Source organism: Vibrio sp. ZF 223 (genome assembly GCF_003050585.1).
Classification (GTDB): Bacteria; Pseudomonadota; Gammaproteobacteria; order Enterobacterales; family Vibrionaceae; genus Vibrio; species Vibrio crassostreae.
This window is the reverse complement of the sequence record NZ_PIGB01000009.1, coordinates 111,174-126,749: the sequence shown is the minus strand read 5'-3', so window position 1 is coordinate 126,749 and position 15,576 is coordinate 111,174. Positions and strand designations below refer to the sequence as shown.

Annotated in this window: 12 protein-coding genes; 9 read left to right on the top strand and 3 right to left on the bottom strand. The window is 43.6% G+C overall.

Going from position 1 to position 15,576, the window contains the following annotated elements; genetic code table 11:
- The first annotated feature begins 211 nt into the window (after positions 1-211).
- Together CWO13_RS17145 and luxQ are read left to right on the top strand one after the other, a co-directional pair.
- Positions 212-1,306: an autoinducer 2-binding periplasmic protein LuxP gene (locus CWO13_RS17145; RefSeq protein WP_048659069.1), complete on the top strand. Its 1,095-nt coding sequence runs from the start codon at positions 212-214 to the stop codon at positions 1,304-1,306.
- Entirely contained in the window at positions 1,306-3,873 is a 2,568-nt protein-coding gene (gene luxQ / locus CWO13_RS17140) for a quorum-sensing autoinducer 2 sensor kinase/phosphatase LuxQ (RefSeq protein WP_102480767.1), read from the top strand. The genes CWO13_RS17145 and luxQ overlap by 1 nt, the downstream gene beginning before the upstream one ends.
- 96 nt (positions 3,874-3,969) lie before the next feature.
- Here luxQ and CWO13_RS17135 read toward each other — a convergent pair whose 3' ends face one another.
- On the bottom strand, positions 3,970-4,629 hold the full coding sequence (locus CWO13_RS17135) for a PilZ domain-containing protein (RefSeq protein ID WP_102480768.1): 660 nt from the start codon (positions 4,627-4,629) through the stop codon (positions 3,970-3,972).
- 195 nt (positions 4,630-4,824) lie between these two features.
- Between CWO13_RS17135 and CWO13_RS17130 the strand changes: the two genes are divergently transcribed.
- Positions 4,825-5,175: a HopJ type III effector protein gene (locus tag CWO13_RS17130; protein WP_048663329.1), complete on the top strand. Its 351-nt coding sequence runs from the start codon at positions 4,825-4,827 to the stop codon at positions 5,173-5,175.
- 118 nt (positions 5,176-5,293) lie between these two features.
- On the opposite strand, the gene CWO13_RS17125 is transcribed toward CWO13_RS17130, so the two are convergent.
- Complete coding sequence (locus tag CWO13_RS17125; RefSeq protein WP_102480769.1) at positions 5,294-5,602, bottom strand: DUF1289 domain-containing protein; 309 nt, start codon at positions 5,600-5,602, stop codon at positions 5,294-5,296.
- A gap of 158 nt (positions 5,603-5,760) precedes the next feature.
- Between CWO13_RS17125 and yegD the strand changes: the two genes are divergently transcribed.
- The 4 genes from yegD to CWO13_RS17105 all read left to right on the top strand — a co-directional run bounded on the left by yegD (position 5,761) and on the right by CWO13_RS17105 (position 10,425).
- Positions 5,761-7,113, top strand: coding sequence for a molecular chaperone (gene yegD, locus CWO13_RS17120; protein ID WP_108083279.1), 1,353 nt, complete (start codon positions 5,761-5,763; stop codon positions 7,111-7,113).
- A 492-nt stretch (positions 7,114-7,605) separates the two neighbouring features.
- A complete protein-coding gene (locus CWO13_RS17115) occupies positions 7,606-8,664 on the top strand; it encodes a porin (protein WP_108083278.1) in 1,059 nt (352 codons plus the stop codon).
- Positions 8,665-9,009: 345 nt separating this feature from the next.
- A complete protein-coding gene (locus CWO13_RS17110; RefSeq protein ID WP_102431453.1) occupies positions 9,010-9,642 on the top strand; it encodes a fumarylacetoacetate hydrolase family protein in 633 nt (210 codons plus the stop codon).
- Positions 9,643-9,792: 150 nt separating this feature from the next.
- The gene (locus CWO13_RS17105) at positions 9,793-10,425 is read left to right on the top strand and encodes a LysE family translocator (protein ID WP_108083277.1); all 633 of its coding nucleotides are present in this window, start codon (positions 9,793-9,795) and stop codon (positions 10,423-10,425) included.
- 80 nt (positions 10,426-10,505) lie between these two features.
- On the opposite strand, the gene CWO13_RS17100 is transcribed toward CWO13_RS17105, so the two are convergent.
- Positions 10,506-12,212 (bottom strand): phospho-sugar mutase, encoded by a 1,707-nt coding sequence (locus tag CWO13_RS17100; protein ID WP_108083276.1) that lies wholly within the window; start codon positions 12,210-12,212, stop codon positions 10,506-10,508.
- A 485-nt stretch (positions 12,213-12,697) separates the two neighbouring features.
- On the opposite strand from CWO13_RS17100, the gene coxB reads away from it, so the two are divergent.
- Complete coding sequence (gene coxB, locus CWO13_RS17095) at positions 12,698-13,915, top strand: cytochrome c oxidase subunit II (RefSeq protein WP_102321411.1); 1,218 nt, start codon at positions 12,698-12,700, stop codon at positions 13,913-13,915.
- A complete protein-coding gene (ctaD, locus tag CWO13_RS17090) occupies positions 13,912-15,573 on the top strand; it encodes a cytochrome c oxidase subunit I (RefSeq protein ID WP_102479028.1) in 1,662 nt (553 codons plus the stop codon). Before coxB ends, ctaD begins: the two co-directional genes overlap by 4 nt.
- Positions 15,574-15,576: the final 3 nt, after the last annotated feature.

Below are 15,576 nucleotides of genomic sequence, written 5' to 3'. Positions count from 1 at the left end.
GCTGTTAATGGTCTGAAATCATGATTCAACTCGCTGCTCTTAATCTCTATTCAAAATTAACATATTACTCATTTAGAATGTCGTTCTAATTAGTGTTAGACGCTATCATTTATCATCGTTGTCCTACATAATATCCATTAGCCATACAAAGAGATGGTGTCATGCTAGGTTAAAAAATGAGTCAAAGTAGCTCATATAAAACGAGAAAAATATGAAACGTTTACTTATGTTGTTTGGACTTGCCGTATTTTCTGCGTCCGCTCTCTCCCACGGTACTCATGTCCTCAATGGATATTGGGAATACCAAGATTATCTTTCCAATTTTCCAGAACAAAAAGCATTGACCGATAAAATGGTCGAGGCTGTACAAAATCACCCTGTGCCACTGAGAAGAATTCAAGACGAGCCAATTACGATTTCTGTGGTGTATCCGGGTCAACAGATCTCGGATTACTGGGTTCGTAATATTCAAGCTTTTGAGAAGCGTCTCGATAGGCTGAAGATTCGCTACCAAATAAATCAAGTATTTACCCGTATTAATGCTGATCTCGCACAGCAGAGCATTTCATTGCAAGAAGCGATTGAAAACAAAACGGACTATTTGATTTTCACGCTAGATACCACGCGTCACCGCAAGTTTATTGAGCACGTGTTGACCTCCACAGATACTAAGTTGATTCTGCAAAATATTACGACGCCAGTGCGAGCTTGGGCGGATAGACAGCCATTTATGTATGTGGGCTTTGACCATGCTACAGGCAGCTTAAAACTGGCGGACTATTTTAAACAAGTAAGCCCACCAGACAGTAAGTATTCTGTTTTGTATTACTCACAAGGCTATATCAGTGATGCGCGTGGAGATACTTTTATCCATGAAGTGAATACTGATACTAACTTTACCCTTAAGTCTTCGTTTTACACCAAATCAAACAAAGACAGTGGCTACCAAGCGGCTAAAATCAGCATAGAGAACGATAAGGATCTAGACTTTATCTATGCATGCTCAACGGATGTTGCCCTAGGTGCAGCGGAAGCTATTCGCGAATCTGGTCGAGACATCTTAGTGAATGGTTGGGGAGGTGGCTCTGCTGAACTTGAAGCCATTGCGAGGGGCGACCTAGATGTAACTATCATGCGTATGAACGACGATACGGGCATTGCGATGGCAGAGGCGATCAAATGGGATCTAGTCGGTTTGGAAGTGCCTACCGTTTACTCTGGTGAATTTGAAATTGTGACCAAGGAAGATTCCCCAGAACGTATTTCAGAACTTAAACAGCGAGCATTTAGGTACTCAGGTCAATAATGAAGAAAAGCTACGCCAGTACACCTAGGAACACTTTAGCTAGACTCATTACGCGTATCGTTATTTTAGTGATAGGCGTGATGGCACTTGGCGTGCTTATTCATAATTATGAAACCAGCAGTAACATCGTAAAGCAAGAGACGAATCGAACGGTTCAGCAAACCTCAAGCCTGATCCAAAACATGTTTGATTATCGTTTGTCGGTGCTGCAAATCCACCAAGACAGTAGTTCACACAGTGACACTCTCAGAGAGTATTTTGATACGAGCGATGAAGAGGTGCTGAGCTACTTTTTCTTTGGTGTTGACCAACGTGAGCCTGATCATGCGCCAGATTTACGCTTTGTGGCTACCCATGATGGTTTGGCTTGGGAAGATGGTAACAGTCAATTTTATGGTTTAGATGAGTCCAGCTTAAAGCATATTTCTGATGAGGTTTCGTTCAGCAGTAATTGGCATTTTATTAAACTGAGGACAAATATAGGTAAGCGTCACTTGTTGGCTCGCCGTACCCCTATTGTTGATAACGCTACTGGGGAAGTCCTTGGTCAGCTCTATATCGCCATTGTGCTTGATAACAACTTCTCTTTGGCTGAGTCAATCCAACAGGGCAGTAATAGCGAAAATATCGTGATTGAAGCGCACGGAACACCTGTTACATCGACATTCAGTGGTGATGAAAGCTATACCATTACAGACATACTCAATTATCACATATACGAGCAGTTGCCTCGTCATTTTGTCACCATCGCAACCATTAAGATCAATGCTGTTGAAACTCCTTTAATCATTCGAGCTGTTCAAAAAAATAATAATTTCATTGCGTTAGAAGAGAATTATCAGCGTGCGATCATCGTGGTGATTGTGGTGATTATATTGATGTCATTCTTTGCGCGAACTTGGATTCAAAGAAGGGTTGCCGCTGAGTTAGATAAGCTGATGGATTTCACTCGTTCAGCAAGTGATGGTGAAGAGTACAACAAGTTCGATGGTTCTAATATTTTCGAATTTCATCATATTGGTTGTACCCTTGAAGACACCTTTGAGCGCTTATCAGAACAGAATCAAAAGTTTCAAGACCTCTTTAACTTTGCTCATTCTCCTATCTTGGTTTGGTCTGATAAAGGTGACTTGATTCAGATGAACCCCGCGGCTCGTATGGCGCTATTTGACGCCGATGATAACTATGGCCCAATCGCTCAAGAATTTGAGCATCGTATGTTGCCTAACATTCAAATGGTGGTTCAAGGTTCTAAGCTAACGGGTATTAATGTCCCCATTGGTGAAAAGGTGTTTCGCTGGAATATGTCTGCTATTCGCGTAGAACACGGCATCACAGGTGTGGTAGTGCAAGGACAAGATATTACTAAGCTTATCGAGGCTGAACGACAAGCCGATCGAGCAAGAGAAGAAGCAGAGCACCTTGCCAATGTACGTGCAGACTTTTTAGCTAAGATGAGTCATGAAATTCGCACGCCACTTAATGGTATTCTCGGTGTGTCGCAGTTGTTGAAACGCTCTATGCACAGTGAAGACAACCGCGATCAGGTGGATGTACTGTGTAATAGTGCGGAACATTTACTAGCGGTACTTAACGATATCTTGGATTTTTCAAAGATTGAGCAAGGGCAGTTCAATATTCAAAAGAAAAATTTCCGCTTAGGGGAGTTAGTTAATACCTTAGAAAGTATCTATCGCCCGCTTTGCGAGGATAAATCGGTCGCGTTCACTATTGTGAACCACTTGGCTGATGATATTGAAATCAACACCGACCAAGTGCGCCTTAATCAGATTATGTTTAATCTCGTGAGTAACGCTCTTAAATTTACTCATCAAGGCGGTATTTCTGTTAGCTTTGAACTTGAAAGTATCTTTAACTCAGAGCACGCCAGTTTAATCGTTCGAGTGAAAGATACCGGTATTGGTATTGATGAAAGTAAGATTGATGCTGTGTTTGAACCCTTTGTTCAAGCAGAAGAGACTACGACACGTGAGTATGGTGGGACAGGGTTAGGCTTAACGATTGTAAAAAGTTTGGTCGATATGTTGGAAGGGGACATTCAAGTTCGCAGCGAGATAGATCAAGGCTCGGAGTTCATTATAGAAATCCCTGTGATCGTGCTCGCCAAACCGCTATTGGCTGAGGCCAAACAACAAGCAGAAGTTGAACCGCAGGCATTGTTTAGTCGACCTTTGGATGTGTTGTTGGTGGAAGACAATCACACCAACGCGTTTATTGCGCAGGCTTTTTGTAAAAAATATGGCATGGTCGTGACTTGGGCAAAAGATGGCTTAGAAGCAATAGAGATGGCTAAGATGATAAGTTATGATCTGATCTTGATGGATAACCAACTTCCTAATCTCGGTGGTGTTGAAACCACTCAGCAACTAAGAGATGAGATGGGTGTGTCAGCCCCAATTTATGCATGTACCGCAGATGCTCAAGAGTCAACAAGAGACAGTTTTATGGCCGCTGGGGCGAATTACGTGATTGTAAAACCCATTAAAGAACAATCACTACATCAGGCCTTTGTGCACTTCAAAAACTCATATTGGAATGAGGCTTAGTTAAACAGTTGCATGCTGAAACACTGGTTTGCTCAAGCTGCGGTTTACTGAAGTCGCGCTTTAAAGAGGTAGTGTTTCGAAGCGGAAATTTAAAGCCTAAATAGAGCCTGCTACAAAAGCTTGCTCTAAAAGCAGCGTTTTTAGCTCGTCACTCATATCTAAGTGCTCGGGGAATTGGATGCCGAATAGCCAACCCTGTCCCTGTCTTTTCTTACTCACTACTTTGTAAACCAAGTCGCTATCTAAGTGTTCATTCAAGAGAGAGTTGACCTTTATTTTCCAGCCTACGTCGATATCTGATTGCTGAGTAAGATAGATCCCGCAACCTGACACTGAAAAATCAACCAGAGTTGCATCCAATGACAAGGTGTCAAAGGTCACTTCACAGTTGAGGCGTACCTTGTATCTTTCGTGTTCTCTGATTGGTTTAGTGGCAAAGCTTGAAGGTGGGCGCAGGAAGATAAGATGCGCGGGTGAGGTGATATGAGCCAATACATTGGTCTTAAATGCGACGATGTGACCAAGCTCAGTATCGGTAATGGCGCGAACTATAGTATCGACATTGATGAGCTTTCTGAGTGTCAGTGCTTCGGTCGCTTTTTGTGACAGTTCAAGGATAAGGTACTGATCTTGTTTGTGTCCGATATAGAGCGTACTGATCTGGATTGAATCGTCTGGGCCAAATTCCAATACACCTGCTGTTTTTGTACCTGGTTTTAGGTATCTGAACAGTTCTAAGTTTTTATCTTTATGCATATTCGTTACTGAACAATGTTAACCATCTGATAAAATAATATAACGTCCTGATAAAACTATGTCATTAGTTTCATTAAGGTAATTAGCCGTGTACAACAAAAAAAATGACGAGCTATCCTAAGTAAACAACGGCTTACTCTTGTCGAAAAAAAAGATACACTGCTGTACATTACTTACTTGATGGAGAAATAGTAAATGGAACTGGAAACCTTATTAAGCACGTTAGCTGAAACCCCGGAAAGCGTGCAATTTGAAGATACGATGCAAGTGATAGAAGCACGCTATGACTTTTCAGAGTGTGAATTTCGCAACGGTGATGTTGTGAATGCAGCCGGTCAGAATAACGGTTCGTGTAAGATTTTTGCTTTTGGTTTAGAGCAAGGCCTATCAGCAGAGCAAACATTGGCTTGTTTTGGTCAATTTTATCGTAACGACGTGTTAGGTTTTCCAGAGAATACCGACCATCAAAATATTCGCAACTTCATGGTTTATGGCTGGAATGGTATCCAGTTTTCTCAGCCTGCGCTTCTTGAAAAAGCGAAGTAGACACTAACCAGGTAACGATTAGGTCGAAATTTAATCTCAGTATTTTGAAGCGAGAAAGCAATCTCTCGCTTTTTTGTATATGTTGAACCTGCTCGTAACTTGCTGAATAGGTTATAAACTACTGAACAGGCAGGGCAGACAAGCACTTACGGCACATACAAACTCCAGCCTTTGGAATACCGCTTGTATCGCGCTTCTCTAATTCAAAACACCAACACGTGTCTTTACCAGCGCTGATATCGCATTGAGCGGGTTCATTACATTGGGGACATTGGTGAGTTGAACTCGCGCCACTGACGTTATCCATAACAGAATCCCTTTCGCTTTCAGATAAGCCTTTCCAACCTATAATTTCATCCATTGTGCGAAAGCAGCCGCTACACATTCCGCCATTATTTTTACAAGCCGCTCGGCAAGGTGTTTTCATTTATCTAACCTGTGATTCATTTGGGCTGAAATGTAGCATATTTGTTTGGCTATTAAGAGTCAGAAAAATAAAAATGACCAAGCGAAAGAAGTAAATGACCTCGTAATTTCAAGGCTTTTCATGTAGCATCTCGCCCCTTTTGTTGCGTGGGGGATATTATGTTTATTGGATTTGATTATGGAACAGCGAACTGTTCTGTCGCGGCGATGGTTAATGGAGAACCTAGCCTGTTACCACTAGAAGGTGACAACCACTATATTCCCTCAACTGTGTTTGCTCCTACTCGCGAGAGTGTTTCTGAGCATCTATTTCGCCATTTAAACATCAAGCCAAGTGATGCGGTTGGTGAGCAAGTGTTACGACGTGCGATTGCATTGAACCGAGAAGAGAGTATCGACCTAGTACCGGAAGATATGGCATTTGGTCAGGCTGCGTTGGATCTCTATTTAGAAGACCCTCGTGACGTTTATTATGTTAAGTCCCCTAAGTCTTTCCTTGGTGCGAGTGGACTGCATGATGTTCAGGTGAGCTTTTTCGAAGATTTAGTGTGCGCCATGATGGCAAATATTAAACACCAAGCTGAGCTTACGACTCAAGAGCAGATCAAACAAGCCGTCATCGGCCGACCAATTAACTTTCATGGTCGAGGTGGAAAAGAGGCGAACAGACAAGCTGAAGATATACTGTCTCGCGCAGCTAAGCGTGCCGGTTTCTTTGATATCGCTTTTCAATTTGAGCCAGTAGCTGCAGGTCTTGATTACGAAAGCACCTTAACTGAAAACCAAACGGTATTGGTTGTGGATATTGGCGGTGGTACCACCGATTGTTCATTGTTAGAAATGGGACCAACTTGGTCTGGTAAAGCGGATCGTACCCAGAGTTTGCTCGCACACAGTGGACAAAGGGTAGGGGGCAATGACCTCGATATCTATCTTGCGTTCAAACAACTGATGTCACCTTTTGGTATGGGCAGCAAAGGCATTTCGGGTATCGATATGCCACTGACTCAATTCTGGAATCCAATTGCGATTAATAATGTTGAAGCTCAAAAGAATTTCTATTCAAGAGAAAACCTAGCAGCATTGAAATTACTTCGTAAAGAAGCGTCAGAGCCTCAAAAGCTAGAACGTTTGATGAAGGTTTATCATGATACTTTAGGTTACGGCATTGTGCGCAGAGCGGAAGAAGCTAAGATCGCGCTGGCAGAATCCTCTCAATATCGTGCTGCGATTAATGTTGCCTCTGAATTGGTCGAGGTGGACATCTCAATCGAACAGATGGTTGAAGCGATTGAAACACCAAAGTCTAAGATGATTGAGTTGGTTAAAGAAGCGATTCAACAAGGTCAGAAACTGCCAGACGTAATCTACATGACGGGTGGTTCAGCTCGTTCACCGATACTTCGTGAAGCTGTACAACAAGCTGTGCCTAACGTACCTATTGTGAGTGGCAACTATTTCGGTTCGGTAACTGCAGGTTTAGCTCGCTGGGCTGAAGTTTGCTTCAAATAAGAGTTTAATGATGTGTTATTAAGGGCAACCGGTCGCTGATTGGTTGCCCTTTTTTTGTATTTTTTTTAGTGAACTTTCAATTGAGTGATTTTTCCTAGCTCAAATTGGGAATTGTTTCACAAAGAAAAATATTTCAGCTGAGTTCTGTGTGTTACAAAATGTTTCAAGGTTAAAGATATGTCACTCAATGGTCTAATGAGTAATATGTTGCTTTGAATTTTAATGCTACTTTTGCGATTGAAAAATCAAAAATTGATGAGCCATCAGTCTCAAAATATAAAAAAGGTCACGACAGGTTTGTGTTCTATCTTTTTGTTTAATATTGATTTTTTGTTTTTTTATAGTGTGATTTGTTTTATTTTATATATTTTAATGCAACTTTTTTGTCATTCGTATATTAGTGTTTTCCTACTTGTTAAATGCAGGTAACAACTTCTCCGTAAGCACGAGGTTGTTAGTGAAAAACTCACCCAGTTACAAATGGATATGACAATGAATAAGAAACTTTTAGCGCTAGCAATTTCTGGTGCAGTATTTGGTACACAGGCAGTTGCAGTAGAACTTTACAACGAAGACGGCACAACATTCTCAGTTGGCGGCCACGTTTCAGTTGCAGTTGGTGACGTAAACAGTGGTGACCGTATCAACGAAGATGATATCGGTGTAGAGTCTGTTTCTCCACGTATTAACTTCAACGCTACTCATGAACTAGGTAACGGCTTTACTGCTGATGCTAAAGGTGAATGGGCGCTAAACATGCTTGACGGCGGTGATGAAGCATTCACAACTCGTTTAGGTTACGTTGGTCTAACTCATGATGACCTAGGTCGTGCAGCAGTAGGTACTCAATGGGCACCTTACTACAACGTTGCTGGCGTTGCTGATATGCCAATCGCTTTCGCAAACGACTTTATTTACGATGATCACGGTAATCTAGGTACTGGCCGTGGTGAAGAGATGGTGAGCTACGCTAATGCACTAGACTTCGGAAACGCAGGCTCTCTAAGTGCAGCTGTTGCATGGCAAGGCCGTAAGGCAGATAAAGACAATGGCAACGATTACGGAAACCGTGGTCAGTTCGCTTTGAACTACGCTATTGCTGACTTCACTGCAAACTACGCTTACAACACAGGTGACGTTGATTACGCAGGTTTTGTTGGCTCAAAAACTGCTGATTCTCACGTATTAAGTGCAACTTACGGTTCATACGGCGCGGAAGGTCTATACCTTGCAGGTGTATACGCAATGAACAACTACATGAACTCTGCGACTGTAGGTAGCTTCACTGGTGTACTAGAAGAGTCTGTAGCAATTGAATTACTAGCTTCTTACGCTCTATCTAACAGCCTTAACCTAAGCGTTAACTACGAAGCGGTAGAAGACGACAAGAACAGCGAAACTGTATACAGCACGACTGCTCTACAAGCTGAATACAACTTCACATCTCAGTTCGTAGGTTTTGCAGGTTACCAGTTTGATCTTCAAGGTTCAGGCCTTTACAAGAAAGATGCTGACGACCAGTGGCTACTTGGTGCTCGTTACTACCTATAAGTCGCAGACTTATTTAGCATAGTGTTTACTCCTTAAGTTTACCTTTTAGGATACTGTCCTAGACACCATGCTAAGCCCTCTCAAGCCTTTTGGGTTTGAGAGGGCTTCTTTCGTTCTATACGCACCTGTTTGAGCTTTTCCTTCATGTTACCGAGCCATTCATTTTATCTACGTAGCTATGGCTCTTGTTATCAGTTCTTATATGTCGCGATCTTCGGATAAAAGTATTTAAATCATTTAATTGAGCTAAAGATCAGAATTTAGATATTGGTAACCATCTTGTCGAAGATTCTCTCTTTATGATGCGGTAAACTCTGCGTTCCAAAAATAGTTCAGGGACAAACTATGAGCAGCGTTGTAGATCAGGAACAATTGATGAATTCGAAACGAACCGCAACACCAACCAAGGTGCTGTGTGTTGGGCGTAACTATGTCGATCACATTGAAGAACTTAACAATGCAATCCCTGATGCTATGGTGGTTTTCAATAAACCGAGTACCAGTGTTACGTCATCTCTGTCTTCTTTTCATCAAGAAGCACTGCACTACGAAGCCGAAATCTGTTTCATCGTCGAAAATGGCCAATATTCAGCTGTGGGCTTAGGACTAGATCTTACCAAGCGCGAGCTACAAAGTAGCTTAAAGGCGAAAGGCTTGCCTTGGGAGCGTGCTAAAGCGTTTGATGGTTCTGCTGTTCTCAGTCGCTTTGTTCCTACTACTGGCTTGGAGCTCACGGACTTGAATCTAGAGCTGTTCATCAACTGTGTTCGCGTTCAGAAAGGACATGTTGAGCAGATGCTTTACTCCCCACAAACTATCCTAGAAGAGCTGTCTTCTTATACCACCTTGCTAGACGGTGATGTTGTGATGACGGGTACTCCAAAAGGTGTTGGTGCTGTACACAAAGGCGATATCTTCCTTGGTCGCCTAAAGTGTGGCGATACGACATTGATTGAGATCGAGTGGGTAGCGAGTTAATTAATACTCTATGTTTAGTTAATAAGTTGGTTTGAATGGTTTAAGTTGGTTTTTAATTCGTACGATTTACCATCTTACAACTAATTGCATCTGGAAGGGTGTTAGTAATTGATATAAAATCCGCCTCCGTTTTTATCAATACTGAAACCCATGATCGACTTAGCCATTCTACCTGTTTACCTGACTGCCGTTGTCGCACTTCTCCTTTTGCCTGGTCCTGATATGTTACTCATCGCGAGCTCAAGTATGAGCTATGGCCGCAAGGTTGGTGTGTTTGCAAGTTTGGGTAACGCGACTTCCGGAATTATCCTGACAGTATTGGCAGCAATGGGTGTTTCAACATTGATTGCGATGAGTCCTATTGCGTTGAAAGGCCTACATTTGTTAGGTGGCGCGTACCTGTTGAAGATGGGATGGGACTGCCTGCGAACAGAACAGGGTAATGCGCCTGAGTTAACGGATAATTTTGCTGCGAAAGCTTATTATCAAAGAGCGCTAATCAGTAATCTGCTTAACCCTAAAGCCTTGGTATTCTTTGTGATGTTCTTGCCTCAGTTTGTATCGACGAATATTGAAGCGACTTCGGGCGAGCAAATGTTAGTGCTTGGTCTGCTACTGAATGTCTTAGGTTTAACGTTCAATTTCTTGCTGGTGGCATTGGTAGGTACTATCGGTAAGTCACTGGTAGAAAATGCTAAGTTCCGCACCTATCAACAGAAAGTGATGGGCGGAGTCTTCATCGTGTTGGCTATCTGGATGTTGTCTTCTTTCTTTACTTCGTAGACGAATCAAACCAGACATCTTTTTGCGGTTAGCCGCTGAGACAAAATGGACGCTTCGAGCGTCCATTTTGTTTTTAATCGTTAAGAATTCAGTTCTTGCTGGTGTTGCTCGATGAGTTTGTCCATGTACTCTTCACCACGTAGGCGAGTGTCTTCGTATGTTTCTGTCCCTTCGAACTTTGTCACAGTCTCATAATAGACTTTCACTTTCGGTTCTGTGCCGGAAGGTCTTACGATAATGCGTGAGCCGTCCTCGAGATGATAGATGAGCACATCACTGGAAGGCAGGTTAATGGCTTCAGTATTGCCCCCAATGACGAAGCGCAAAGAAGACTGTAGATCTTCAATCACAGAGATAGCGACTCCGTTTATTGTATTAGGTTGTGCCGATCGGAGTTTAGAGCCAATCGACGGTGAATCTGGGTCGAGGGCAATACTTCGTTGCGCGTTGGTGTGAACCCCATGTTCAAATGAAATCTGAGCAAGGAGATCCCAAACCGTTCGGCCTCGAGATTTTAACTCTTCAACCAATTGAGCAAACACGACGATTGCCGATAGCCCATCCTTGTCTCGTACCTGAGTACCAATGGTGTAGCCTAACGCTTCTTCATAGGCGAACAAGAACTCGTTCTGCTTATCTTCTAACTGCATGCCAATATTAGCTAACCATTTAAACCCGGTCAGCGTTTGGAAATAAGTCGCACCATGAGATTGAGCCACTTTTTCAAGTAAGGTTGAAGAGACAATACTGTTGCCAACTAACTGGTTTTTGGTATGCGGCTTTGAGAGTAGATAATGAGCGAATAGCACGCCGACTTGGTCACCCGTGAGCATTTTGTATGAGTCATCATCTGTTCTCACTGCAACGGCAAATCGGTCTGCATCTGGGTCATTGGCACAAGCAATGTCGGCATCGACACTTTTTGCTAAGTTAACCACCAGATCCATCGCGCCTTTTTCTTCCGGATTCGGGAAGTTCACGGTCGGGAAGTTACCATCGGGCTCTCTTTGCTCGGCGACGCTGAACACCTTATGGAAACCAGAATCATGAAGAAGATCCTCAGCCATTTGCGCGCCCACACCATGCATTGCAGTGTAGGTGATGGTGGTGTTCGCCGATTCAATATCTTTACTCACGTATGGGCTCTGATTGATAGCAGCTCGGTAGGTCTGATAATAACCTTCAGTTAACCATACCAACTTACCTTGTGTTTCAGCATCATTAAGGCTCATCAAAGGGATAGGCTTGGTTGATGCGATATCGATTTCAGCGGCAATGCCAGCATCATGCGGAGGAATGATTTGCGCGCCATTCTCCCAGTATACTTTGAAGCCATTGTATTCTGGCGGGTTATGGCTGGCCGTCACCACAACAGCCGCTGCGGCGTTGAAATGCTCAATACCAAAAGCAACGATAGGGGTTGCAGCGACATTCGAGGTTAAGTAAACCTTAATGCCTAAAGCCGTGAGTACGGAAGCAGTATCAACAGCGAACTGCTTTGAATCTAAACGGCCGTCATAGCCCACAACCACACCACGAATCTTGGCATTTGCAACGTGCTCTATTAAATAGTGACCAAGCCCTGTCGCGGTTTCTTGTATCACTAAGCGATTCATTCTATTTGGACCACATCCAACTTTGCCTCGAAGACCTGCTGTTCCGAACTCTAATCGTTGAGTAAAGCGGTCTTCAAGTTCGTCATGCATTCCTTCATCGATGAGGTGTTGAAGCTCTTCACGAGTTCTTGGGTCTGGGTCTCTCGCTAACCAATTCATTGCATCTTGCATAATCACTAAACCTTTTAATGTCTGTATGACTTACTGTTGAGTTAACTTAAGTGATATTGATTATCATTTCTATGAAAGCAATCGTAAAACTCGATATAAAATAAATTCCAACGTCAAGAGGGCATGTAGCTTAGTTACTTCAAATAATTGACTGTTTAGTAAGTAAACTTACCTTGAACTATTGGATATCACTAACTAGCCTTTTACATAAATATAACAAAATTTAACAAATTCGCCGTTTTTGAATCTTTCATGAAAACCTCTCACGTTTCTGAGCCGTATTGGCTCATGGGGAGATATGAGGTTGATAGTGTCTTAAAGCTGTCTCCATGCGAGTTGTAGATTGAGATTCAGCCTTTTCATGTGTAGTCGGGATAACAATGAATGTTGCCTGGCTCGTAATGACATGTAGTTCGTAATGAAACATAGCTCGTAACGACATTTAGGTCGCAAGTATCCAATTAGGAAGGATAAGGAGAGATCTTTTGAAAAGATTACTGGTTAGGCTAGCGTGGCTTTTGAAGAGTTTTGTTGTGGTTTTAGTGTCGCCTTTAGTGCATGCAAGTAGTGAATACAACATGACAAGAGGCGTGACTGAGATCAGCAGTGAGGTTTATGAACTTCATATGCTTATCTTCTACATCTGCTGCGCAATTGCCTTCGTTGTTTTTGGGGTGATGTTCTATTCGATTTTGAGACACCGAAAGTCGAAGGGAGCGGTGGCGGCTCACTTTCACGAAAGCACCAAAGTTGAAATCCTCTGGACCATCATTCCAATTATTATTCTTATTGCTATGGCGATACCCGCGACCAAAACCTTGATTGCTATGGAAGACACCTCTCAATCAGATCTGACCGTTAAAATCACTGGATCACAATGGAAATGGCATTACAGCTATTTTGGTGAAGACGTCGAATTTTTCAGCCTTCTAGCGACCAGTGACAAAGAAATCGAAGGCATTGAAGTGAAAGGGGCTCATTACCTGCTAGAGGTTGATAAGCCATTAGTTCTTCCTATTGATAGAAAAGTTCGCTTCTTGATGACCTCTGACGATGTGATTCACTCGTGGTGGGTTCCTGCCTTTGCCGTTAAGAAAGACACTATCCCGGGGTTCATTAACGAAGCGTGGACAAAAATAGATGAACCCGGTGTATATCGTGGCCAGTGTGCTGAACTGTGTGGCCGAGCACATGGCTTTATGCCGATAGTGGTGCATGCCATGGAAGAAGACGAGTTTGATGCATGGCTGGCGGAACAAAAAGAATTGGCGATAGCCGCACAACAGGCGGCTCAAGATGCATTAGACGCGTCACTTTCTTTGGAAGAGCTGAACACCATCGGTGAAGAGGTTTACAAAACTCGATGCGCGGTCTGCCACCAAGCGAACGGTGAGGGTATTCCTGGTGCATTCCCCGCTATTAAAGGTAGCCCAGTTGCTCTAGGAGATGTCGATGTGCATATCGACACCATTGTTTATGGTCGTGGAGGCACGGCAATGCAAGCCTTCGATAACCAGTTAACCGAGAAAGAGATCGCTGCGGTAGTCACTTATCAAAGAAATGCATGGGGTAATGACACGGGCGATATTGTTCAGGCTTCAGATATTAACGCTTACAAGGTTAAACAAGAAGGCGGAGCCCAAGCACCTGACGAACAGGGCTCAACGGATGAAGCACAAAGTGATGCTAAGGAGCAGCTATGAGTTCACCAATCAATAAGCCGGTGAAATCGGCGCCTGCAGAAGATCAGGCCTTAAGCCATTCTGTGGAAGGCACATTGGACAGCAATGACTTGTCTCTGGATGATCACGATTCTCACGCCGCTCCAAAAGGGTGGGCACGTTGGCTGTATTCAACCAATCATAAAGACATAGGCACATTATACCTGTGGTTCAGCTTTTCGATGTTCTTAACTGGCGGCGCGATGGCAATGGTGATCCGCGCTGAGCTATTTCAACCGGGCTTGCAGCTTGTTGAACCAGACTTCTTCAACCAAATGACCACAGTGCACGGCTTGATCATGGTGTTTGGTGCGGTAATGCCTGCATTCACGGGACTCGCTAACTGGATGATCCCTATGATGATCGGGGCGCCAGATATGGCGTTGCCTAGAATGAACAACCTCAGTTTCTGGATTCTGCCTTTTGCCTTCTTAATCTTAATTGGCTCTCTGTTTACAGAGGGAGGTGGCCCGAGTTTTGGTTGGACATTCTACGCGCCGCTGTCAACGACTTACGGCCCTGATAGCACGGCGCTGTTTGTCTTCTCTGTTCATATTATGGGGATCAGTTCGATCATGGGGGCGATCAACGTCATTGTGACCATCGTGAACATGAGAGCCCCGGGTATGACTTGGTTTAAATTGCCAATGTTCGTTTGGACTTGGTTAATCACCGCTTTCTTGCTGATAGCCGTAATGCCCGTTCTCGCTGGGGCGGTGACCATGGTGTTGACCGATAAATACTTTGGGACGAGCTTCTTCGATGCGGCTGGTGGTGGTGACCCCGTCATGTTCCAACATATATTCTGGTTCTTTGGGCACCCCGAAGTATACATCATGATCTTACCGTCGTTTGGTATTGTCTCTGCCATCATCCCAGCCTTTAGTGGTAAGCGTTTGTTTGGTTATCATTCAATGGTGTATGCGACCTGTAGTATCGCGATCTTGTCTTTCTTAGTGTGGGCACATCATATGTTCACTACGGGGATGCCGGTTTTTGCTGAACTGTTCTTCATGTATTGCACCATGTTGATTGCGGTTCCGACGGGAGTGAAAGTCTTTAACTGGGTAGCAACCATGTGGCGAGGCGCGTTGACCTTCGAAACACCAATGCTGTTCACCATCGCCTTTATTGTTCTATTCACGATAGGCGGCTTGTCAGGATTGATGCTCGCTATTGTTCCTGCTGATTTCCAATACCATGACACCTATTTTGTAGTGGCTCACTTCCACTATGTTCTGGTTACCGGTGCGGTGTTCTCGATAATGGCCGCAGCCTATTATTGGTTACCTAAGTGGACCGGGCATATGTACGATCACAAACTCAGCCTGTGGCATTTCTGGACGTCAGTAGTCTCAGTGAATGTCCTTTTCTTCCCGATGCATTTCTTAGGCTTGGCGGGGATGCCACGTCGTATTCCAGACTACGCTATTCAGTTCGCTGACGTTAACCAAGTAGTGTCGATTGGTGGCTTTGCTTTTGGTTTGTCTCAATTGATTTTCTTATGGTTAGTCATCAAGTGCGTAAAAGGCGGTGAGCCTGCATCAAGCAAGCCTTGGGATAGAGCTGAAGGACTTGAGTGGACAGTACCAAGCCCAGCACCTCATCACACCTTTACTCATCCACCTAAAATCGATTAGAGG